Origin of the sequence: Novosphingobium sp. (assembly GCF_030696665.1) — a bacterium.
Classification (GTDB): Bacteria; Pseudomonadota; Alphaproteobacteria; order Sphingomonadales; family Sphingomonadaceae; genus Novosphingobium.
The window spans coordinates 100228-122871 of sequence record NZ_JAUYRV010000039.1; the positions used below are offsets into that span (position 1 = coordinate 100228).

Annotated in this window: 15 protein-coding genes; 10 read left to right on the plus strand and 5 right to left on the minus strand. The window is 62.5% G+C overall.

Features of this window, described 5'->3' with window-relative positions:
- Nucleotides 1-132 precede the first annotated feature (132 nt).
- Together Q8R81_RS10600 and Q8R81_RS10605 are read right to left on the minus strand one after the other, a co-directional pair.
- Complete coding sequence (locus tag Q8R81_RS10600; RefSeq protein WP_305617597.1) at nt 133-2847, minus strand: TonB-dependent receptor; 2715 nt, start codon at nt 2845-2847, stop codon at nt 133-135.
- Between the two features lie 409 nt (nt 2848-3256).
- Nucleotides 3257-3694 (minus strand): VOC family protein, encoded by a 438-nt coding sequence (locus tag Q8R81_RS10605; protein ID WP_305617599.1) that lies wholly within the window; start codon nt 3692-3694, stop codon nt 3257-3259.
- A 139-nt stretch (nt 3695-3833) separates the two neighbouring features.
- On the opposite strand from Q8R81_RS10605, the gene Q8R81_RS10610 reads away from it, so the two are divergent.
- The 4 genes from Q8R81_RS10610 to Q8R81_RS10625 all read left to right on the plus strand — a co-directional run bounded on the left by Q8R81_RS10610 (nt 3834) and on the right by Q8R81_RS10625 (nt 9004).
- Nucleotides 3834-4544, plus strand: coding sequence for an SIMPL domain-containing protein (locus Q8R81_RS10610; RefSeq protein WP_305617676.1), 711 nt, complete (start codon nt 3834-3836; stop codon nt 4542-4544).
- 131 nt (nt 4545-4675) lie between these two features.
- The gene (locus Q8R81_RS10615) at nt 4676-5431 is read left to right on the plus strand and encodes a metallophosphoesterase family protein (protein ID WP_371135354.1); all 756 of its coding nucleotides are present in this window, start codon (nt 4676-4678) and stop codon (nt 5429-5431) included.
- A gap of 42 nt (nt 5432-5473) precedes the next feature.
- Entirely contained in the window at nt 5474-5710 is a 237-nt protein-coding gene (locus tag Q8R81_RS10620) for a hypothetical protein (protein ID WP_305617603.1), read from the plus strand.
- Nucleotides 5711-5797: 87 nt separating this feature from the next.
- On the plus strand, nt 5798-9004 hold the full coding sequence (locus Q8R81_RS10625; protein ID WP_305617605.1) for a TonB-dependent receptor: 3207 nt from the start codon (nt 5798-5800) through the stop codon (nt 9002-9004).
- Nucleotides 9005-9088: 84 nt separating this feature from the next.
- Here Q8R81_RS10625 and mtgA read toward each other — a convergent pair whose 3' ends face one another.
- On the minus strand, nt 9089-9811 hold the full coding sequence (gene mtgA / locus Q8R81_RS10630; protein WP_305617607.1) for a monofunctional biosynthetic peptidoglycan transglycosylase: 723 nt from the start codon (nt 9809-9811) through the stop codon (nt 9089-9091).
- A gap of 51 nt (nt 9812-9862) precedes the next feature.
- Nucleotides 9863-10531 (minus strand): Crp/Fnr family transcriptional regulator, encoded by a 669-nt coding sequence (locus Q8R81_RS10635; protein WP_305617608.1) that lies wholly within the window; start codon nt 10529-10531, stop codon nt 9863-9865.
- A gap of 169 nt (nt 10532-10700) precedes the next feature.
- On the opposite strand from Q8R81_RS10635, the gene Q8R81_RS10640 reads away from it, so the two are divergent.
- The 4 genes from Q8R81_RS10640 (at nt 10701) to Q8R81_RS10655 (ending at nt 18873) form a co-directional block, all read left to right on the plus strand.
- Nucleotides 10701-11138: a hypothetical protein gene (locus tag Q8R81_RS10640; RefSeq protein WP_305617610.1), complete on the plus strand. Its 438-nt coding sequence runs from the start codon at nt 10701-10703 to the stop codon at nt 11136-11138.
- Between the two features lie 136 nt (nt 11139-11274).
- Nucleotides 11275-14346, plus strand: a complete 3072-nt coding sequence (locus Q8R81_RS10645; protein ID WP_305617612.1) for an AAA family ATPase — start codon at nt 11275-11277, stop codon at nt 14344-14346.
- Complete coding sequence (locus Q8R81_RS10650) at nt 14343-15710, plus strand: cytochrome P450 (protein ID WP_305617614.1); 1368 nt, start codon at nt 14343-14345, stop codon at nt 15708-15710. Before Q8R81_RS10645 ends, Q8R81_RS10650 begins: the two co-directional genes overlap by 4 nt.
- A 31-nt stretch (nt 15711-15741) precedes the next feature.
- Nucleotides 15742-18873, plus strand: coding sequence for a Dyp-type peroxidase (locus Q8R81_RS10655; RefSeq protein ID WP_305617616.1), 3132 nt, complete (start codon nt 15742-15744; stop codon nt 18871-18873).
- 6 nt (nt 18874-18879) lie between these two features.
- On the opposite strand, the gene Q8R81_RS10660 is transcribed toward Q8R81_RS10655, so the two are convergent.
- Nucleotides 18880-20286, minus strand: coding sequence for a class I SAM-dependent methyltransferase (locus Q8R81_RS10660; protein WP_305617617.1), 1407 nt, complete (start codon nt 20284-20286; stop codon nt 18880-18882).
- Between the two features lie 187 nt (nt 20287-20473).
- Here Q8R81_RS10660 and Q8R81_RS10665 point away from each other — a divergent pair, with 187 nt between their 5' ends.
- Both Q8R81_RS10665 and Q8R81_RS10670 read left to right on the plus strand, forming a co-directional pair.
- The gene (locus Q8R81_RS10665) at nt 20474-22015 is read left to right on the plus strand and encodes a hypothetical protein (RefSeq protein WP_305617619.1); all 1542 of its coding nucleotides are present in this window, start codon (nt 20474-20476) and stop codon (nt 22013-22015) included.
- An 8-nt stretch (nt 22016-22023) separates the two neighbouring features.
- Complete coding sequence (locus Q8R81_RS10670) at nt 22024-22539, plus strand: hypothetical protein (protein ID WP_305617621.1); 516 nt, start codon at nt 22024-22026, stop codon at nt 22537-22539.
- The last annotated feature ends 105 nt before the right edge of the window (nt 22540-22644 follow it).

A 22644-nucleotide genomic window follows, 5' to 3' on the forward strand; every position in this document is an offset into this window, starting at 1 on the left:
CGTAACAACACCGAGGCCCCCGCCTTCGCGGGGGAACAGTGCGTGTTGAAGGTAACACTGGCACACAAAAATGGCCCCCACGGTTTCCCGCAGGGGCCAGTCGTTACCTTCGCAGGGTAATCTGGTGAACGATCAGTAGCGCTGGCCCCAGCGGATGCCGAAGAACTGCGGCTTGATCGTGAAGGTGCGTGTCGAGTCAGAGCAGAAGTCGATCGAGCAGAACGTGTTCGTGGTCAACGGACCGCGCTTGTCGAAGGCATTCTGCAGGAAGATGTCGAGCGTCCAGTTGTCCTTCTTGATCCCGGCCGAGAAATCGAAGCTGACGAAGCCCGGTGTCTGGCAGGAGCGGCCCGCAGCGGTCTCTGCAGCGGCGATTTCCGGGCAGACGTAGAGGTTGCTGTCGGCAATGTTCAGATCCTGCGTCGCGCCGGTCTGATAGAGTGCCGCCCCCTGGAAATAGGCATCCATATCGCCCCATTCGGTATCATAGCGGATCGAGCTGGTGCCCTTGAACTTTGGCTGGCGCGAAAGGCGCGAGCCATCGGCTGCGGCAACCTGCGAAGTCGGCGGTGAAGAACCCGGGACGTCCTGGCCAAGGACGCACGTTGGCAACTGGCTGATCGACAGCGTGGTGCGATCGAGCGCGAAGTTGCAGAAGTTGCCCTTTAGCTTGGCGTCATTGTAGGCACCGCTGGTCGAGATCGTGACCTTGCCCAGCTTCAGATCGGCATCGTATTCCACACCATAGACGCGCGCCTTGCCCGCGTTGCCGGTCATGCCTGCACCCTGCGCGCCGGAAACCACGACGCTGTACTGGATGTTGTCCCAGCTTTCGTAATAGACGGCTGCGTTGAAGCGGAACATGTTGTTCCACGTGCCCTTGAAGCCGAGTTCGAAGTTGGTCAGTTCTTCGGATTCGAATGACGGAACCGTGGCAACGCCAACCCCGCGAATGCGCAACGGACGGTTGAAGCCGCCGGGACGGAAGCCGGTCGAATAGTTGAAGTAGACCATCTTCGACGGTTCGAACTGCCAGTTGAGCGCAACCTTGTGGGTTTCGCCCTCTTCCTTGTACCGGCCGACGCCATCGGCTGCAGCGAAGTTGGTGTTGATGCACTGCAGGCGCTCGGCTGGAAGCGGGATCGGACAACCGTACGTTCCGGTCGGCACGTTGAGCGAGGTGATGGTGTTCTGTGCGGAGGCTGCGACACCTGCAAAGCCGAGCACCTTGTAGTTGGTCCAGAAATAGCGGATGCCACCGGTCAGCTTCAGTTCGGGCGTGATGTTGTAGTGCCCTTCGGCAAAGACCGCGTAGTCCTTCCAGAAGTTGTCTTGCTCCGTCATGTAGAAGGCGTCGCGCTTTACGGCGGGCGAGCCGAGGATCATCGTGCCGCCGTTCTCCACCGGAACGCCGAAGCCCGCCGGGAAGTTGGTGTCGCCGCCACCGGCCTCGGTATAGCCGACAATCTGGTCAAGACCGTGGATGGCGTAATCGTTGTTCACCTCGTTCTTCTGGTAGTGGTAGAAGCCGCCCAGTGTAACGTCGAACGGCCATTCCTTCGGCGTGGAAATGCGCAGTTCCTGCGTGAACTTTTTCTCGTTGCGCAGGCCGCGATAGTACTGCGTCGGGTTGATCAGGCTGTTGCATTTCAGTGTGGCGCCCGCACCGGTGCAGCCGTTCTTGTCGAAGAACTGCAGGTAGCTTTCATAGCCTGCGCCGAATGCGTCATAGGTCACGGTGTAGTAGGTGTAGTCGTTCAGCAGCTTGATCTGGCGCTGGTAATATCCGGTGGCTGAGACGACGTCGAAATCGCCGATATGGCCGTGGATGCTAAGCGAGGCCTGATAGAACTTGTCGTTCTGCTGGGTCACGTCGTAATCGTGGACCTCAAGATCCCCGACGCGCGGATCGTAACCGAAATAGCCATTTGCGATCTGCTGCTGCGCGGTGATCTGGGGCATGATGTCCCATCCATCGATTGGCTGCCACAGCAATTGCAGGCGGCCGCCATAGCCTTCGATCGTGTTGTAATCGTCCTGCGCGATGTCGGAGTTATCAAGCGCGAAGTTGGTATCGGGGTTTTCATCACCCAGCGTCAGCACCGCTGGCGCGCCGGTGTTCAGCAAACCATTGTTCGGCGTGTTGTCGATGTAGCCACCATCCTTGCGGTAGAAGCCCATCGCGCGCACGGCGAGCGTATCGCTGATCGGCACGTTGATGAAGCTCTGGTACTGGCCGCCGAAATCGCCCTTGCCGTACTTGTTTACTTCGGCGTCATAGCCGAACTCGAACTTGTCGAGCTTGGGCTTTTGCGTGATGAAGCGGATCGTGCCTGCCAGCGAACCTGCGCCGTAAAGCGTGCCCTGCGGGCCGGACAGCGCCTCGATACGCTCAAGATCATAGGCCTGAATGTCGGGCAGGCCGGTGCCGGTGATCGGAATGTCGTCGATGTAGTAACCGACCGATTCACGCGCGCCGCCTGCGGGCACGATGCCTCGGAAGTAGGGCGTGTTGCGGCCCGGCCCGATGCCTGCGAAGGTGACGGAAGGGAGCAGCGCGGCAAAGTCGGTCAGGCCCTTGACCTGACGCTGGCCGAGCACGTCCGCGCTCAAAGCCTGCATCGAGATCGGCACGCGCTGGATCGACGTGGCCGTGCGCGTGGCGGTGACGACGATTTCGCCAAGCCCGCCTTCGGGATCACTTGCCTGCGGCTCTGCAGCGGGAACCATTGCTTCCTGCGGCTCATCCGCAGCGCGGGCGGCCATCGGCAGGGCCATCGTGGAAAGGATGGTAGTGGCACCCAGAATCCTCATGGCGCGCGACCGGATGCGGATTTGTTTTCTCATTGCTTCAACCCCCTTGTAAGACGCGTGGCGTTCCCGCCCTTCCCCAGAACCATCCCCCCACAGGCCTTGGCGCGTGATGCATGCTGCATCGCAGCAAGTCCGGACGCCGCGCTCAGCAGTCCGGCTCAAAAGGGCAAAGCTTCCCCGTCGCCGGAAGACAGAAGCGTCTCCAGCCCCGCCGCACTGGCGCGGCAGACATCAGGACTTCACCAATACCCCTTCAACGCGCGCCGCCTATTGGCCATTCCATGACGCTCGTCCGGGATTGATAATGCTGCAGGGCAACATGGAGTCAACGCCCTTTTGTGCAGCCGCAACACCCTTTTTGGCGCGCGGTATCAGGCCCGCACACGAAAACGGCGCCCGGATCGCTCCGGACGCCGCCTGCGTAACGGTGCGAAGCTGGCCTTTACCAGCTACCGGTGTTGGCCATGCTCACCCACGGCTCCTGCGGGGGCAATTGGCCATCCTGCAGCAATTCCACCGAAATGCCGTCGGGCGATTTGACGAAAGCCATGTGGCCATCGCGCGGGGGGCGGTGGACGATATGCCCTGCGTCCACAAACCGCTGGCAGGTCTCGTAGATATTGTCGACGCGATAGGCGAGATGGCCGAAATTGTGTCCGCCGGCATAGACTTCGGCGGGCGAACCGTCTTCGGGCGGCCAGTTGTAGGTCAGTTCAACCTCGGCCACGCCCTCCTCGCCCGGCGCAGCGAGGAAGATCAGCGTGAAACGGCCCTGATCGCTGGAGAAGCGGCGCACCTCTTTCAGGCCCACCAGTTCGAAAAAGGCGATGGTTGCATCCGGGTCGGTCACCCGGATCATGGTATGGAGGAACTTGGTCACGGCAGGAACCTTTCCGTTCAAAATCGGTTCATCGATAGAATTGCACAACTCGGCGCGGCACCGGAATGGCGGCGTCGCAAGGGAGATCACGATGCAGGGCGAAGATAGGGACAATGATGGCCAGACCCAAGGCGGTGTGATGCGCTTTATTCCGCAGGGCGGAAAAGGCCTGCTCCCGGTGCTGGTCCTGTCTGCCGGGCTGGTGATTGGCGGCTGGTTCATCGGTGACGGGTTCCGCCGTGCCAAGGTGGCCGATCGTTCGGTAACCGTGCGCGGCCTTGCCGAGCGCGAAGTGACCGCCGACCTTGCCACGTGGACTCTCGCCTACTCCGCCACCGCCCCCGATATGGCGAGCGCGCAGGCCAGCGTTGACCGCGACAGCCAGTCGATCCGCGCCTTCTTTGGGGAACTGGGCTTTCCGGCAGAGGCGCTGCAGCCCACCGGCGTGAACGTGCAGAGCTTCAACAACAACGGCGTGGTCAGCTTTACCGTGCGCCAGCGCATGACGCTGCGCACCACAGATGTGGACCGCGCGCAAAAGGCGGTGAAGCGGCAGTTTGACCTCGTCCGGCGCGGCGTGATGCTGGAGGAAGGGTCGGGCATGGCCTACACTTTCACCAAGCTCAACACGATCAAGCCCGAGATGGTGGCCGCCGCCACCAAGGACGCGCGTTCAGCCGCAGAACAGTTCGCGCGCGATAGCGGGGCATCGGTGGACGGGATCAAGACCGCCAGCCAGGGCTATTTCGAGATCACTGCGCGCGATGGCGATGGCGGCGGCTGGGGTGTGTCTGACAGCCCCTACAAGAAGGTCCGCGTGGTCACGACCATCGACTTTTACCTGCGTTGAGGGTTGATCCTGACATGCACGATAAGGCGGTTGATGTTGCAACGCGCACATCATGCCGCCATATCGCGCGATAACGAGGGTCCATGTTAAACAAGTTGCGTTCGTTGTTTTCCAGTTCCGGTGAGGGGCCTGTGGCCCTTGCCGTGCCGGTTGCGCGTGTGCCGCAGGGGCAGCGCGTCTATGCCGTGGGCGACATTCACGGGCGGCTCGACCTGTTTGAACAATTGCTGCAACGCATCCAAGCCGATGACACAGCGCGCGGACCTGCCGATACCACGCTGATCCTGCTGGGCGACCTGATCGACCGGGGGCCGGACAGCCGCGCAATGGTCGACCGCGCGATTGAACTCGCCCAGTCCGACAACGTGCGCGTGCTGGCGGGCAATCATGAGGAAATGCTGCTGGTCAGCATGGAAAATGATGAGGCGCTGCGCCATTTCCTGCGCCACGGAGGCAAGGAAACGCTGTTCAGCTATGGCTTGGACCCTGCGGAATACAGCCGCTCGACCCTGCCCGATTTGCGCGAGCGTATGGCCGCGCTGGTGCCGGGCGAACACATCGCGTTCTTCCATGCGATGGAAGATCACATCGTGATCGGCGATTACCTGTTCGTTCACGCCGGGATCCGTCCCGGTGTGCCGATAGGCGACCAGACGACGTCGGATTTGCGCTGGATCCGCCGGGAATTCCTCGATCATGCCGAATGGCACGGACATCTGGTGGTGCATGGCCATACGATCACCGACGCGCCGGACATCCAGCCCAACCGCATCGGCATCGATACCGGCGCCTATGCCTCTGGCCGGTTGACCGCGCTCGGGATCGAAGGTGAAGCACATTGGTTCGTTTCGGCGGAAATCACCCCCGAAGCACCCTCCCCGGTCTGAACCAGGACGCTCAACGCAAAAAGGGTGGGGAAACCTTCGCGTTTGCAGCAATTTTTGCTCGCCGTTGCGAAAATGCAACTCCTGCCACTTTGTTATACATTACGTGTCTATCTTGTAATTTTAGAAGGCCATTTAACGGCGCAGGGCAATTACCTGTCCCTGGCGCAACCTTTGATGTCACCCCGTCGCAACATCGTCATTCTGGTGTCACATGAGACCGGTTTTGGGGCTTCCGGAAGCGCGGCTAAGGGCCGTTGGCATCGCGTCGGTAAAGGGTGATTCCTTTTTTCGACGCAGGTCAACGGCGCGGATCACGCCCGCGCCACAATCGCGCCAGTTTGGTGCAGCAACGGGGTCAACAGAACCATGCAACTCAGATTCCTCCTGGCCGCAAGCGCCGCCAGCCTGACGATGGCAGCGGCCATCGCAACGCCAGCCTACGCGCAGGAAACCGCATCGGCTGTGCGCGGTACCGTAATGGCCGATGGCCAGCCGGTTGGTGGAGCGACGGTTACGATCGTTCACACACCGTCGGGCACCACAGCATCGACCACCACCGACGCCGGTGGCAACTTCTCGTCCAACGGCCTGCGCGTCGGTGGACCGTTCGCCGTCACCGTAGAAGCGGAAGGCTTTGAAGCGGCGACCGTTAACGACCTGTTCTTGCAGGCTGGCACGCCTGCACGTTTGCCGATCATGATGCAGGCTGCGCAGCAGATCGTCGTGACCGCTTCGTCGATCACCTCGATTGCCGCGCTCTCGGATGGGCCGACCACGTCGCTCAACGCGGCAAAGATTGCATCGTCAGCATCGATCAACCGCGACGTCCGCGACCTTGCCCGTCGCGATCCGCTGGTAACGATGGACCTGACCAACAGCCGCACCATTGAAATCGCTGGCAACAACGGCCGCTTCAACCGCTTCTCGGTCGACGGCATGCAGATGTCGGACGACTTCGGCCTGAACAACGGCGGCCTGCCCACCGGTCGCGGCCCGGTTCCGTTTGACGCAATTGAACAGTTCACCGTCAAGGTCGCCCCATATGACATCGCTGAAGGCGATCTTCAGGGCGGCGCGATCAACGTCGTGCTCAAGTCGGGTGGTAACAATTTCCACGGCGGCGGGTTCTATTCCTACACCGACGACAGCCTGACCGGCAGCAAGTCCAAGGACCGCATCGTCAACCTCGACTTTGATTCGAAGCAGTTCGGCGGTTGGCTCTCTGGCCCGCTGGTGAAGGACAAGCTGTTTTTCATGCTTGCTTATGAGCGCACCAAGGAAGGCCGTCCGCTAGAAGCCGGCTTTGGCGACGGCTTTGCCAACCAGGTTCCGGGCCTGACCCAGACGGTGATCGATCAGGTTTCATCCATCGCGCAGAGCCGCTTCGGCTATGACACGCAGGGCCTGATCTCCACCACGCAGGAAGAAGACGAGAAGATCGTCGGCAAGCTGGACTGGAACATCAGCGATGATCACCGCGCCGCGCTGACCTACATCCGCAACGTTGGCACCAACCAGTTCCAGCAGAACACCTTCCTGACCGCACCTTTCGCGCTCGGCTTCCTGTCCAACGGATACGAACTGCGCGAAGAAGTGAATTCGGGCACGCTGGAAATCAACTCGACGTGGTCGGACAGCTTCTCAACCACGGTGCGTGGGTCTTATCGTGACTACAACCGTGCGCAGACGCCGTTCGGTGGCAATGCTTTCCCGCAGATGGAAGTCTGCACCGATGCAACGGCACGTGGTTCGGCCACCGGTTGCGACGGCACACGCCTGTTCTTCGGTCCAGACGTTTCGCGCCATTCGAACGCACTCAACACCGAGAACCTCTCGTTCGACGTGAGCGGCCGTTACGATACCGGTGACCTTACCCTGCGCCTGAACGCAGGCTACACCCGCGTTAACGTCTACAACCTGTTCCTTCAGCGTTCACTGGGCGACTTCTACTTTGACTCGCTGGCCGATTTCACGGCAGGCAACGCTGCCCGACTGCGTTACGGCAATGCCGTGCCGTCCAACGATCCAAACGATGCCGCCGCCCGGTTCAACACCACCAACTGGACGTTCGGCACGCAGGTTGACTGGCAGATCACGCCTACGTTCGACGTGATGCTGGGTCTGCGCTACGACCTGTTTGACAACAACGTCCTGCCGCCGCTCAACGCAAACTTCGTTTCGCGTTACGGCTTCTCGAACCGTGAAACGTTCAAGGGTCGCGGTGCGTTCCAGCCGCGCTTTGCCGCGAACTGGGAAGCTACCGACCGTCTCGTCTTCCGCGCTGGCGCTGGCGTGTTTGCTGGCGGAACGCCCGACGTTTACCTTTCGAACGTGTTTTCGAACACTGGCCAGCTGACCAACGCGGTTGACATCACCCGCGCCAACTGCGCCGCTTCGGGCACATGCGGTGCGCTTAATGGGCTGACCACTGGTGCGATCCCGACCACTGTTCAGGACTTCCTGGCGCGCAACACCGCCAGCCTTGCTGCTGCTCCTACCGACAACATCGACCCGAACCTGAAGATTGCCCAGAAGCTGAAGGCAACCTTCCAGGCAGACTACAAGGCCGATCTTGGCCCGCTGGGCGACAACTGGATGTTCGGCGCCCAGTTCCTGTATGACAACACGCTACAGGGCTACCTCTGGCGCGATTTGCGCTCGGTGGCGATTGGGACGCTTCCCGATGGTCGCACCCGCTACGGTCCGATCGGTGGCATCGCCACCACCAACCGCGATCTTCAGCTGACCAACACCAGCGATGGCCGCAGCCTGTTCGGCACCTTCCGGGTGGAAAAGAGCTGGGACTTCGGCCTTGGGATGTCGGCAAGCTACACCCGCGCAGACGTTAAGGACCGCTCTTCTTCCACGTCGTCAACCTCGGGTTCGAACTATGGCAACAACGCCTTCTTCGATCCAAACCTGCCTGCATACGGTCGTTCGATCTATGAATTCCGCAACCAGTGGAAGTTCGGCGTAGACTACAGCCATGCGTTCTTTGGCGATGCCAAGACCACGTTCTCGCTGTTTGGCGAACTGCGCTCGGGCCGTCCGTACAGCCTGACCATGCTCGACAACACCAACGGTCGTGGTGCGGTTTACGGCACCGTGGGCAACCTCGGCAACGTGCTGCTCTATGTACCAACTGGTCCCAGCGATCCGCTCGTCCAGTTCGACAACGCCGCCAGCGCTGCGACCTTCGAAACGCTCGTTGGCCAGCTCGGGCTGGAGAAGTATCGCGGCAAGGTCGTTCCGAAGAACTCGCAGACCTCGCCAAGCTTCTTCAAGGTCGATCTGCACTTCGGTCAGGAAATCCCTGTTCCGATGATCTCGGCTGGCAAGATCGAACTGTTTGCGGACATCGAAAACGTCCTCAACATGATCGACAAGGACTGGGGTGCGCTTTCGCAGGTCGAATTCGCATACAACGCTGCTGTGGTTCGCGTGACCTGCGCCACCACTTCTGGTCCCAACTGCACCAAGTACCAGTATGGCACCGTGCAGGCTCCGAACGAAGTGCTGCAGACGCGCCAGTCGCTCTACGGCATCCGCATCGGCGCCAAGGTCAAGTTCTGATCGCGGCCTGAAAGCTAGCTACAAATCAGCGCGGGAGGGGAAACTCTCCCGCGCTTTTTTGTGGGTGCCGTGCGGGCAGAAAACTCAGCGGTAAACGCAGGCGTCCAGCGCTTCGTTCTTCACCACTGCCACGCGCCGGGCGATGGAGTTGCCGTGGCGGCGAGTGAAGCCGCCTGCGCCGTTGACTTCGCGCTCCTTGGGCAGGGGGAGCACGGCGGCGATGCGGGCCGCTTCGACCGCGCTCAGCTTGCGGGCGCTCTTGCCGTAATAGCGCTGGGCGCCGGCCTCAACGCCATAGGTGCCGATGCCGGTTTCGGCGACATTCAGGTAGACTTCCATGATCCGGCGCTTGCCCCAGATCGTTTCGATCAGGACGGTGTACCAGGCCTCAAGCCCTTTGCGCAGGTATCCGCCGCCCTGCCAAAGGAACACGTTCTTGGCGGTCTGCTGGCTGATCGTGGAGCCGCCACGGATGCGCCCGCCCTTCTGGTTGCGCTTGAACGCCTGCATCATCGCGGCCTGATCAAAGCCGTTGTGCAGGCAGAACTTCCCGTCCTCGCCCGAGATCACCGCGTCCACCATGTCGCGGTCGATGTCGTCCAGCGGGGTCCAGTCCTTGGTCACCGGGTGTTCGTCCATCAGCATGGTCAGCGTGGTGGGAACCGGCACGACCTTGTAGATCACCACCTGCGCCACTGAGATGAACAGGAACGCGGCGACGAGGCGGGCGAGCAGCCAGCCAAAGCGGCTTGCAGGACGGCGCGCGCGCGTGGCGGGCTGGCGGGGGTTCTTGAGTTCTTCGAGCATCGGGCGCGAACGTATCCGGCAACCTGCGGCTCTGGCAATCGCTTAAAAAGCTCAGGCGGTTTGCGAATACCGATGCAGCCGGTCCGCCAGCCGCGTGACCGAAGGCACGACGATGCGCCGCCCTTCACGCGTGAGCAGGCCTTCGCGCACCAGCAGCGCGAATTCACGGGTCACCGTCTCGCGGTTGGTGCCGATGCGGGCGGCGAGTTCGGCCTGCGTGGGGATGCGGGTGATGCAGGCTGACCCATCGGGCGCAGGATTTCCGGCAAGGCGCAGCAGTTCGGCCTGCAGGCGCGGGCCGACGCCCATCGTCGAAAGTTCGTAGATGCGGTTGGTGAGGTAGCGCACCTGATGCGCCAGATAGCGCGCCAGCCACAGCGAAAGCACCGGCTCGCTCTCGATCAGGCCAACAAAAGTGGCGCCGGGGGTGACCAGCAGCGTGCTGTTCTCCACCGCCACCACATCAGCCGACCGGGGCTGCCCATCAATCGCCGCCAGTTCACCAAACATCTCGCCTTGTTCGATCAGCCGCAGCACCGTTTCGCGCCCCTGCGCCGAAACGAGCGAGACGCTGACGCTGCCCTCGATCACAAGGTAGACGTCGTTCGCAGGCAGGCCAACCGCCAGCAGGACGTGCCCCTTGCGCACGCGCAACTGGCGGCCATTGCGCGCCAGCACATCGCGCACCGCATCCGGAACCGTAAGATACGATATTGGCACAGTTCAGGTCCGTTTCCGTAGCATCTCTCGTTAGCGGCTTATCGAATGTGCCAAGAATCACAAGTGGCAGGTGCGCTGGACAACGGCGGTGCGCTGGAAAGGCAGGCACAATAGCAAGCCTTGCCATGCCCCGCGCGGCCCACCAGCCGCGCCTCTGACCGCCGAGGCCATGCACCGTTACCTCATCTGGAAAGCCGGACCCGGTCCGATCGATATTGAATTCAAGCGCTTGGGCGAGGCAGTCCTGCGCCCGTCGGTATCGATCGTGACGCCCGTGGGCGCAACGGCCGTCCCGCGCGAGGATGCGTGCGATGTTGCCCGTTTCAGCCTTGATTGCGCAGATGTGGCGCGCCTGCTGTCCCCGCGTGACGACGTGCGGGCACCTTGTATAATGGTGCAGTGTGATGCGTTCATGGCTATGGCTTCGCGCCGCCGCCGCTGGGGCTGGGCTATCCGCGTATCGCGCAATGGACAGGCGTTGCAGGGCTTTCATCTGGACGGAAGGCCGCTGGCGCTAAGTCGTGACGGGTTCACGCGCGCGCGGCTGCAAAATATGTCCGAAAGGACAGGGATGGCCCACGCGCACGACATAATTGGCCTGATCTGACGATGTTTGGCAGCCGGTCTCGTGATGAAGCACAGCCCAGCGGCCCGAATCGTCAAGAATTTTCGTTGCGATTATGGCTGCAACCTGAATACGTGGAGTTGCCGGGGGGCACGCCGCAGGATTCGCCGCACCCGGTATGGGGGCGCAAAAGCAAATCGTGCGTGGTGCAGGAGTTGAAATCGCAGGGAATACAGCGGAAGGCGCAGCCGCAAGCTCGCCTGCGCCGATCGCCCTGGCTGAAAGCCTATCGGGCGATATCGACTCCATCCGATTTGCCACAATCCTGTTTGCAGACGTCGTCGGGTCCACCCGCCTGCTGCGTGCGCTTGATCCCGAAGATGGGCGGGATCTGCTCGACAGTTCCCTCGCGCTTATCCAGCAGGCGATCCACGAATTCGGCGGGCTGGTGGTGCGCATTCAGGGCGACGGGGTAATGGCGGTGTTCGGCGTGCAACCTGCTGCTGAAGATCACGCGCTGCGCGGCGCGCTGGCGGCACTGCGCATCGGCGACAAGATGAAGAGCGGCGCGCTCGGCTTTCTGCCCGCCCCGCAAGTGCGGGTGGGGCTACATGCAGGGCCAATCCTGCTGCGGCGGCAGGACAATGATTTCGGCTCGATCCTCGATGTGGTCGGCCATTCCGCGCACGTTGCCGGACAGATCGAGAAGATGGCACCGCCCGGCAGTGTTGCCATTTCTGCCACCGTCGCCTCGCTGATCGCCGAACCCAGCGAATTGCGTCCGGCCGGTAGCGTCGAAAGCGGCGGCAGCGAAAGCCCCGATGGTCGCGGCGAGGCAGTGTTCGAACTGCTGTCTATCGATTTCCTGGGTAGCGACCGGGTGACGGTGAAAGGCAACGCCACGTACCCGGTGATTGGTCGCGATGCAGAACTGGAGCAGGTGCGCCAGGTTGTGGGTGGCCTTGCCAGCGGGCATCACGGATCGCTCGCCATCATCGGCGAGGCGGGCATGGGCAAGAGTCGTTTGCTGCTCGAAGCGTCGCGTCTTGCCGCAGGCTTTGGCACAACTTTCGCCGCCGTACGCGGCAATGCCCTGCTGGCAGCGGTGCCTTTCGGATGCCTTGGCGGCACGTTGCGCCATCTGATCGACCTGTTGCGCCCGTTCACGCCCGATCCGGCAGCCGTGGCGCAGCTTTCGGCCAACGAAACGGCCTGCCTTGAAGGGTTGACCGCAAACGAAGCTGGCTGGCTGGCGCACCTGCCTCCCGGTGACCGTAGCCGCATCGCCACCGGCACGATGGTGCGGATCGTGGAACTGGCCGCCGCGCACATGCAACTGGTGCTGCTGGTCGATGATGCGCACTATCTTGATAGTGAGACGCTGACGGTGCTCGCCGCGATTGGCCGGGGCGGACGGATCGCCATGATCGTGGCGGGCCGTCCGGAAGCTGCGCCGCGCATCGAAGGCATGTGTTCCACGTTGCTGCGGCTGGGCTCCCTGTCACCGGGCGCAGCGCGCACGCTGGTATCACTGATCAACCGCGTCAGCCCGATCGAAGACAGCGTGATCGACCACGTGATCGAACGGGCCGCAGGCTTGCCGTTGGCGCTGCAGGAATTCGCAGTGATGCTGCAAAGTGAATCTGGCGCAAACACGGCTGACGGCACCGATCTGATGAACGCGGCCCCGCTTCCGGCACGGCTCGATTCCCTGCTGGCGGCGCGCTTGGCAACGCTCGATGCCGATGCGGGCAAGCTTTGCCAGTTCTGTGCGGCACTTGGCCCCGTCTTTCCGCTGAACCGGCTGCAGCGCGGTGCCGTGCTGGTGTGCCGCAATCCTACAACCGCGATCGCGCGCCTGATCGATGCTCGCGTGATCGAATTTTCCGGCACTGGTCAGGCCCGCTTTACCCACCAGCTGGTGCAGGAAGCGGCCTATCGCGCAATGGCACGGCGGCGGCGCACCGCCATGCATGCCAGCGCACTCGAAATGCTCAAGGAGGCAAAGGCCGAGGCAGCAACGCGTGGCAGCGCAGGCGAAGAAGTGGCGAGCCACGCCGAACTTGCCACTCACGCTGAAAAGGCGGGACTATACCCCGAGGCGATGGGCCATCTGTGGCAGGCCTGCGTCCAGGCGCTTTCGCTGGCCGCAATCGATTCCGTGCGCCAGTTGCACGAACGCGCGTGCGCTGTGGCCGCGAACCTGCCTGCCGCACAGGCCGCATTCGAACGCGCCCGATTTGCCTTGCTGGCGGCCGATACCCTGCAACAACTGTCGCTCGAACAGGTGCTGCGTGACGATATTCAGGCCGTGGCCGAAGCGCGCGTTGATCTGGGACCAAGCATGCGCACCGTGGCCCGGATCAACATGGCCTTGCTCGATTGGATCGACGGCGCACCGACGCGCGGCAGCGCTTGGCTGGCGCAGGCCGAAAGCGATCTGGACGTGCACGAAAGCCTGCCCCGCCGCACATATGCCGATCTGGTGGCGGCCTATCTTGCCTTCTCGCTGGGGCGTCCGGCCGAGGCGGTCACACGGATCGACCGGCTGGGGAATCGTCTGGCGGATGGGTTGCGCGGCGAAACATTCGGAGCCGTGGTGGTCATTCCGCACGTTCTGGCCCGCGCCTTCGGCGCTTGGTATCTGGTCGATCTTGGCCAAACCGCCAAAGCCCGCGTCTGGGTGGCCGAGGCGCTCAATCTATCGCGGCGCTATGGCCATGCCTATTCGCGCATGCTGGCAGAGCTTGCGCACGGTTACCTGCACTATCGCGGTGGGAAGTGCGAACGGGCGCTGCCCATGCTGCGCCGTGCCTATGCCGATTGCCTGCACCACAATTTCCTCGGCTTCGAACCGGCCTGCGCCAGTTGGCTGGCATTATGCCTGATCGAACTTGGGCTGCTGGACGAGGCCGCGCGCATCCTTTCACAGTCAGTTGAACGGGGCAATTTCCGCAAAGTCCGCACATCGGCAACGTACTATCTGCACGAGGCGCGTGCGCGGCTGGCGCTGGCGCAGGGTGACGCTGTGGAAGCGGGCAGTCTTGCCGCACTGGCGCTGGATCATGCGCGCAGTTGCGAAGACGTGGTTCACGAACTTCACGCCCGCGTGCTCTGTGCCGAGGTGAGCGCGCTGGGCCGGGTTGCGGGCATCTCCGCCGATGACGTGGATGCACAGACGCTTTCTTCACGTGTCGACGAACTGGGTCTGGCCGTTCTGCAACGCCGGTTGGAAGCCCTGACGCAATGAGCGTCGAGACCGAACTCGCAGCCCTCGGCCAGCGCCTGCTCGATCCCGCAGCACCCCCGCTTGAACGCTTTGCCGCGATGGAGGACGATGATTCCGACGTGCGCGTTTTCGTCGCTGCGCGTCACGATGCAGTATCAGGGGTGTTGTGCGAAGAGCCGGTGTTTTCGCTGCGCCACTATGACGAACTGCTGGAACAGGTCTTACCCGGAACGCGCTATCTGGTGGGAGAGGACGATGCGGCGCGTCAGGTCCGGTTGCATCAGCTTCACGCTGCCCAAAACTGGCTCGATGCACAGCGCAATGCGCCAGCAGCGGGTGAGCCGCCCAACATGGCCATCGGATTTCGTGACTGGATCGGCGCGATGGCGCGCGAGGAAGCAGATGCCATCCTCGACGTGCTGCAGCGGCGGGCAAGCACCGGCGAGCCGGTGAACTTTGCGCGCGAATATGCCTTTCTGATCGCCTATCGCATGGCGCGGCGGTTCATCGGGGTGCCAGCGCCGGAAACGGTGCCCGGTCTGGTGCGGATGATCGTGATGTGGCGCAACACCCTGCGTCCCGGCCAATCGCTTCGCCTCAAGGATGAGCTGGGTGATTCAGTGGCCATGCTGGTCATGTTGCAGCCCCTGTTCGGCCACGTTTTCGGAACGGTGGTGAACAGCCCGTCCGCGCTGCAGGCGCTCACCCGACGCACTGCCACGCCCGCATTGGAAGCGATTGACCAGGCGCTGGCAGCACCGCAATCCGCCCCCGAACACAGCCTGCTAAGCGCGCTGGTGGCGGTCAGGCCGCAATTTGCGGGCGTTGCCGATTATGATTTGCAGGCACGCAGCGTATTGTTCGAACTGATCGGCGCATTGGTGCTGATCGTCGGCAAATCGCTGTCGGAAATCGCCGCGTTCACCTCCTCACCTGCCGGGGTCGCAGCGGGAATCACGTGGGACGATCTTGTCGCGCGGATGGCCGACCGCCGCGTCACCCTGAAAGACCACGACGCGACTGTGAACGAGATGCTCCGCCTTGCCGTGAGCAGCCGCCTGACTCGAACGGTGCGCAACGACTGCCAGTGGCGCGGCGTCGATCTCAAGGCGGGGGACCGCGTTGTCGTGTTGATGGACCCCGCATCGCGTGATCCTGCGGCCTTTGCCGAACCCGGTCGCTTCAAGCCCGATCCGGCGCGGCCCTATATTACCTCCGGCCCGCTGCAGGGGCCGCATGTCTGCTATGGCCGGGGCATCGCCTGGACAATCATGCGCGAGGCGATCGCCGCCACGCAGGGCCGGATCGCTCCCGCGCAAGACACCACGATTGCCGTGTTTGCCGGCCTCCCCGACGACTTGCCGTTTGTTGCCTGCCGCCCATAGCGAACAACCCCACAGCCAAAGGACCGGAAGCGTGAGCCTTTCGCAGGACTTCATCACCATCGCCATCCCCTTCGGTGACAAGTCCGAATGGTGTGACACGCGCGATGTGGAGCGCGAAATCGCCGAGCTGGGCAACCCGGCGGGCGCGCAGATAAAAGCGGCGCTGCTGGCAACCGGGGTCGTCCACTTCGCCAGCATCCACGCGGTTGCGCCCGAACAGCCGGGCAGCCCTGCACATCTGCTGATCGAAGCAACGGTCGACGGCGATCCCGATGCCGCGATTGAACTGATCGCACACCATGCTGGCTCGGCATTGCTGCCGGTGCTGCGGCTGACCAGCGGGATCGACAAGGAAGCCGCCGTGCTGCCGCTGCTCAAGAAGCATAGCCACGGCATCAGCCAATCGCCGCTGCGCTGGCCGGGCAAGCTGCTGGGCCTGCCGTTCAACGGGCTTCCGGGGCTGGGCGTCAAGGCCATCGACCAGAACCGCCACATCGTGGAAAGGGCGCGTGAAATCATTGGCCACGCGCGCGAACGCTCATCAATGCAAGGCCCACAGACGCTGCTGAAAGCGGTGGCCGATGGCTTGCGGGCCGAGCTTGCGGCCTTGCCCGACAAGCAACCGCCCGCCCTCGCCTTTTGCGACACCAGCGACGCGCCTTGGCTTGAATTCGCGCGGACGCGCTGGACGCTTGGCTGGCTTGGCCGCGCGCTGTGGGGTGCGCGTGCGCTGTGGTTGCCGCTGCTGGTGCTGCCCTATCTGCTGTCCTTCGGCATCCTTTTGCTGGTGGGAGAAAGCGCTGTCTCGGCACTGGTCGGGGCCGTTGTCCCGATGGTGCTATTCACGTCCGCGATCTTGGCGGTGATCGCGCTGCTGCTCCGTCGTGACGAGAAAGCCAACACCCCGATAGACCGGACGCCCGCAGCCGCAGCCCTAGGCGCGATGATGGCCAAGGAAAACGCGCCGGGCGTGGTGCAGAACCACATGGTCAGCATCACTCGCCTGCGCCCTGCGATGATCCGCAAGCTGTCGCTGCCGCTGGCCTTCATTGCAGTGGCAACGATGGCGCGGATCGGCGTGATGCGGCGCGGCTTCCTCGCCACCATCGGCACGATCCACGCGGCGCGCTGGGTGGTGCTGCCGGGCACGCGGCAACTGGTGTTCCTTTCCAACTACGACGGCAGCTGGGAAAGCTACCTTGAAGATTTCATCACCAAGGCTTCGGAAGGCGTCACTGCCGCGTGGAGCAGTTCCGAGGGCTTTCCGTCCACCCGCCTGCTGTTCTTCGGCGGCGCGGCCGATGGTGACAGGATGAAGCGTTTTGCGCGCGGGTCGATGCAGCCCACGCCCTGCTGGTTCTCTGCCCACCCCGATCTTTCGACCACTGCCATGCGCAAGCACGCGCTGATCGTCAGCGGCCTTCTCCACCGTGACCGGTTGGAGAACTGCCCTTCCGAAGCCGAGGCTTGGCTCGACCTGTTCGGATCAATCCCCCGCCCCACCTATGGGCTGCAATACGAGGAAATCCAGACGCTGATGTTCGGCGGGCTGCGCCGCCATCCGCACAGCATGGTCGTAGGCCTGAACTTTGGCGCGCCTCGCCCCGCACAGGGCGCTCACCCCCACACCCACGTCCAGACATGGCTTGCCAGCCTCATCGCGCGCGATGGCGTGGCCTTTGGCGACAAGCCACCAGAGAACCTTGTCTGCAACATCGCCTTTTCCGCGTCGGGCCTGCGCCTGCTGGGGTTGGACGAGGAACTGGCGCTCGAAGGCGATGGCACCGATCAGGGCTTCCCCGCCGCCTTCGCGCTCGGCATGACGCACCTCAGCCGCAAACGCGCCTTGGCAGATCCCGCCACGCTCGACTGGGCCGATGACCAGACCCACGCCGCGCTGCTGCTTTATGCCCGCGACGAAAGCGTGGCGGCAAACTTCGCACAGATCATCGCGGAAGCCGAAAGCCACGGCCTGTCGGTCACCACCAAAATCCGCACCGGCATCAATTCCTTCGATGTCGACAAATTCCGCGAGGCCTGGAACGCCAACGACGACAGCCTGTCTGCCCCTGCCGCCACCCGCGCCTTTGCGCACGCGCAGGCCGATACCAGCGACGAGCTTTCAACCGAACCTTTCGGCTTTGTCGATGGCGTGTCGCAGCCGCTGGTCGCCGGTTTCCCGGGGCGGCACGGCGCGCCTGATCCTGTCCACGGCGTGCAACCGGGCGAATTCATCCTCGGCTATACCGACAATCGCGGCTACTTTCCGCCCTCTCCGCTGGTGGAGCGCACAAACCTTGCCCCCGGCCTCAAACGCCGCCTCCTGCCCGCCCCGCCGCAAGGCCAGCCGCTTGAATTTCCGGACTTTTCGCAAGGCGACGTCGCTGCCCGCGATTTCGGCCGCAACGGCAGTTACCTGGTCATCCGCCAGCTGGAACAAGACGTCGAGGGCTTCTGCCAACAGCTCGACACGGCAACCGCACACGTGTGCAGCCAGAACGACGTCATCAACCCGCACGACGGCAATCCGCACCGCACCAGCGAATGGATTGCCGCCAAAATGCTGGGCCGCTGGCGTGATGGCTCGGCGCTGATCGACCATCCTTTCACGCCATCGTTCCGCAGCGGATCAGATGCAGTGCGCCGCAACGTGTTCCTCTACAAGGACTCCGACGCGCAGGGCCTGCGCTGCCCGTTCGGCTCGCACATCCGGCGCAGCTTCCCGCGTGACAGCTTGGCCCAGACCGATCCGGCAGAGCTGTCCGTGACCAACCGCCACCGCCTGCTGCGGCGCGGCCGCCCGTATCTTGACGAAAAGGGCGAGTCGGCGATGGGCACGCTGTTCATGTGCTTCAACGCCGATCTTGAACGGCAGTTCGAATTTGTGCAGCAAACGTGGATCGGATCACCGACCTTCCACGGGCTTGAGCAAGAGCCTGATCCCTTTGGCATGCACAACAGTGACACGCCCGCCGCGCTCAAGGCGCGCTTCACCATCCACGGTCGCAACGCACCGCTCGAACTGGCTGACCTGCAAAGCCACATCACGCTGCGCGGCGGCGGATACTTCTTCCTGCCCGGCCGCCACGCCCTGTGGTTTCTGGCCGGCAGCGCGCTGGAAGACACGCCCGATGGGCCTGGCCTTGCCCTCAGCGCGCGCTGAGGAGGGTCAGCCCTGCATCAGCGCCTTGCCACAACTGGCAGTGAGCGCGGCAAGCGTGTCTTCCGGCGGGATACCCGTAGCGAGCGCTGCAATTTCAGCAAGCGTGCGGGTGCCGTCGGCTGCCATCAGCAGCGCGCGCAGCTCGGGCTGCTCAACCTTGAGCACGCCGTGATCAAGCGTGCAAAGCGTTGTCTCACCCAACGTGAGCATCCCGCGCACCAACGCGCCCGAACACGGTTTGTCGCCCGGTTTGGCAGGGAACGGTGCCGGGCCGGGATGCAGGTTCACGTACCATTCGGTGTAGAGCTGCAAGATCACGCGCAGCAGCGTGGGATCATCGGTCACCGTGTTGAGCGGCACGCGATGCGGGTACATCGCGGCAACGCGCGCCAGTGCATCGGCCAGCGCATCGTCAGCAATTGAAATCACGTCTTCGCCGTGCAGGAAAGTCCCGTCCGCCTGACGCCTTACCCGCGTTGACATCCACGTATCCGCAATCCGCATGGCATCAACCACGCGATCGGGTTCCTGCTTCACAAACAGGCTTTGCCGGAAATACCGCAGCGAGGCGTAATCGTCGCGCGATGCGGCCATCAGCACCGCAGCTTCGGGATCTTCGGGGAGGTCGGCACCTTCGGGCAAAAAGCCATCCATCTGGCGGTTTCGCCCGGCGTCGGTCAAAAACACCAGACCGTTGGCATGGGCCTCGGCCGCCACATCAAGCAGGCGCTGCGGATAGAAGCACGGGCCAAGTTCGTCGTGGAACAGTACGGCATCAGGGCGAAGCAGCATGTTTGCGGCTTGCAGGCGCAAAGTCCGCGCCAGCGGTTCATCCCCGTCACGCGGGAGCGCATAATCTTCAAGGAAGTCGCGCACCGCAGCAATCCGCTGTTCCGGGTCATCGATCTCGCCAATCGCATCAAGCAGCATTTCCCGCATGATCATGCGCACGTGGCCGCCGGGCATGGCATTATAACTGATGAACGCTACCCCCCGGTCCGACAGCACGTGCGCGGCCAGCCGCATGGTTGCCGCACGCACGTGTTCCGGCACCCATGCATAAACACCGTGGGCAATCACGTAGTCGAACGATCCCGCCGGATAGCGATGGTGCGCTTCGCAGATGTCCTCCACCGCCAGTGTCACGTTGCCAAGGCCCGAGGCGGCAGCAATCTCCTGCCCGCGCGCAATGGCGTTGGCCGACAGATCGAAACCGTGCGCATCGCAGCCGGGCCACATCGCTGCCATCGCAATCAGGTTGACGCAGTTGCCTCCGCCGATCTCCAGAATGCGCGATTCCTCCGGCGGCACAGGATCAAGCCCGGCGAGCCGTGCCAGCACCGCCAGCCGTTCCGGGTTGGTCTGGGCGAAAATGGTGGTCGGATAGGCGACGCGATCATAAGGGGTGGTCAAGCGCACATCCTGTTCTGGCACGAAAATGGAACCCTTGGGGCGGCGTTGATCTTGCGCGGTCCGCCGATGAGTGTTCAAGTGCGAATTTGATGCAAATGCTGTGAATTTGCGCACATGAAGCCGAACAATTGCGCGGCAAGGATGGTTCGCGGGGATCGGACCTTTCGCCGTAGGGATGGGGCAGCTGTTGAAACTGATCGAGATCAGACGCAGTAGCGGCATTCTGCTGATCGCACGCAGGGGCACGTTCCCTGCGGTCATGCTCAAGGCGAGCGACGATCAACGCCGCGATTCCACCATCCGCACGCTGGCGCAGGATAAGCCCGCGATCATGCAGTTGCGGGCGCAATGGCAGAATGTGTTCCCTGCGCGCGCTCCGGAATCCTTCACACCGATCGAACTGGTGCGCACGGTGCAGCGCGAGCTTGGCGCGAGGTCGGTCGAAGCCGTGCTGCTGCGCACGCCGAAGATGCCGCTCAGCCCGGCCGATCTTGCCAATATCACCAGCGGCGCAGTCAACGTCGGCACGAACCAGCGCCGCCTGTTGATTGCGCGCAAAGGCGGGCTGCCAGCGGAAGTCCTGCCCTATTTCAGCCCGGCTGAAGCGGTCGCAGTGCTGAATCAGTTGCGCGACAACGATGAGACGGCGCGGCAGATCGACCGGCAGGCCGGCAGGCTTTACCCCGATGGCAAGGCCAAGCTGCAGGGCGCAAACCTGCGCCGGTTCCTTTCCCAGCAGATTAGCTTGGGCGCGATGGATGCAGCCGTCGTCACGCAGGCAGCAACCGCTGCCACACTTGCTGCCCGCCCGGATGCCGAAACGCCCGTGGGCAAGATGGGATCGCTCGACCGGATCGGGGAAGCACTGAAGCGTAGCACGCCCTATGCGGTCAAGGCGGGCGGCGATGCCATAAAAAGCGCTGTCGATGCATTTCTGCAGCCCGAAAGCATCGCCATCATGATCGCCATTGCCGCCGGGGTGGCGTTGGCCAACACCAACCCGCTAACCGGCGCGGCGGTCAACACCACGCTGGTCCTGCTGGCGTGGGCCAATGGCGGGTTGAAAGCCGTGCAAGGCATTGCCGCGTTCGTGCTGGCCACAGTTCAGGCACAAGGCGCCCGGACCGAGGCAGAACTGGAAGCCGCCGCAAAAGCCTATGGCGAAGCGCTGGGCGCGATGGGACCAGACCTGATCATGGCCATCGTTGGAAGGTTCGTACCAAGGAAGGGTGGGGGAGGAAGTCGCGGCACGACTTCTGTCACCAACACCAATGCTCCACGCTCCAGCCCGACACCGACTCCTCGCCGTCAGCAGCCGTCGTCATCCAAAGCCCCTTCACCTCAACCGACACCGCCAAAGCAAAGCACCAAATCTGGTCAAAGCATTGCGCTTGGCAGTAAGGAAGCTGTGGCTTCGAAGAGGGTCTATGCGGAATCCTTCAACAGCAAGGAACCGTTGGTGATCGGTCGGCTGGAAGACACCAAGGCCGGTTCTGAACTGGGCATGCGCCGACTGAATGATCCTGATTGGACCATCAACGTCAACGATGCATGGGTTCAGGGCGGAATTGATGCCAAAAAGCCGTTTTATCTTGGCTCCAACCCGACCATAAACAATCTTCGGTCTGGCAACCCCCTCTATCCCAAGACTGTCTTCATGCGTGAATTGCAGCAACTGAAGGCGGCCGGTTACACCCGTCAGGGTGACTACATGATACCGCCACAATGACAGACGACATGGAAGCCGACAGTATGTTCTCCGAAGCCATCAAGGACGTAGAAAAGCTGAGTGTCCGGTTTCGCCCGGACCCTCAAAAGCTGGTGGAATTGTCCGCTCGGTTGGTCACAGAGTATGAACGGCTCACTTCCGAGCAACGGACAGCTCTTGAAGCGTCCCACGTCTGCAAGGGGCTTTGGAAAAAGCTCCTGCCGATGAGCGCTTATTTGGCTGAAATTGCGGTCGAAACCGACAACAAGGATTTGATACGCTTGGCAATTATGCTGCATGTCATCGAAGATTTTGACTACGATTATCGGGAAAATTTCCGATACCTAGTCTTGATAGACTATGCCGCACGGCAAATTGAGGTCAGCTTCAAAGCTGTTGTCGATACAACCAAACAAGTGGCCTCTGCGCGTGCATGGATGCAACTGACAGGATTTGCAGATCGCGATCCTGAACTAAACAAACTTTCGTCCTTTCAGATCAAGGCAACGCAATCGGCCAAAGGCTTTCGCTTCGAGCCTGCCTGATGCTCGGATTTGGGTAGAGAGATTTGCTTTTTTGACGATGCCTAAAGCACCTGCTTTCACATGACAGAAGCAGCGCGGATCTGGATTTCCCTTGATCCGCACTAC

Bases quoted from the DNA above. Each gene is read 5' to 3' on its own strand.
- Q8R81_RS10600 (WP_305617597.1), bottom strand. From the start codon at position 2,847: ATGAGAAAACAAATCCGCATCCGGTCGCGCGCCATGAGGATTCTGGGT.
- Q8R81_RS10610 (WP_305617676.1), top strand. From the start codon at position 3,834: ATGCGCTTTATTCCGCAGGGCGGAAAAGGCCTGCTCCCGGTGCTGGTC.
- Q8R81_RS10625 (WP_305617605.1), top strand. From the start codon at position 5,798: ATGCAACTCAGATTCCTCCTGGCCGCAAGCGCCGCCAGCCTGACGATG.
- mtgA (WP_305617607.1), bottom strand. From the start codon at position 9,811: ATGCTCGAAGAACTCAAGAACCCCCGCCAGCCCGCCACGCGCGCGCGC.
- Q8R81_RS10640 (WP_305617610.1), top strand. From the start codon at position 10,701: ATGCACCGTTACCTCATCTGGAAAGCCGGACCCGGTCCGATCGATATT.
- Q8R81_RS10645 (WP_305617612.1), top strand. From the start codon at position 11,275: ATGGGGGCGCAAAAGCAAATCGTGCGTGGTGCAGGAGTTGAAATCGCA.
- Q8R81_RS10650 (WP_305617614.1), top strand. From the start codon at position 14,343: ATGAGCGTCGAGACCGAACTCGCAGCCCTCGGCCAGCGCCTGCTCGAT.
- Q8R81_RS10670 (WP_305617621.1), top strand. From the start codon at position 22,024: ATGGAAGCCGACAGTATGTTCTCCGAAGCCATCAAGGACGTAGAAAAG.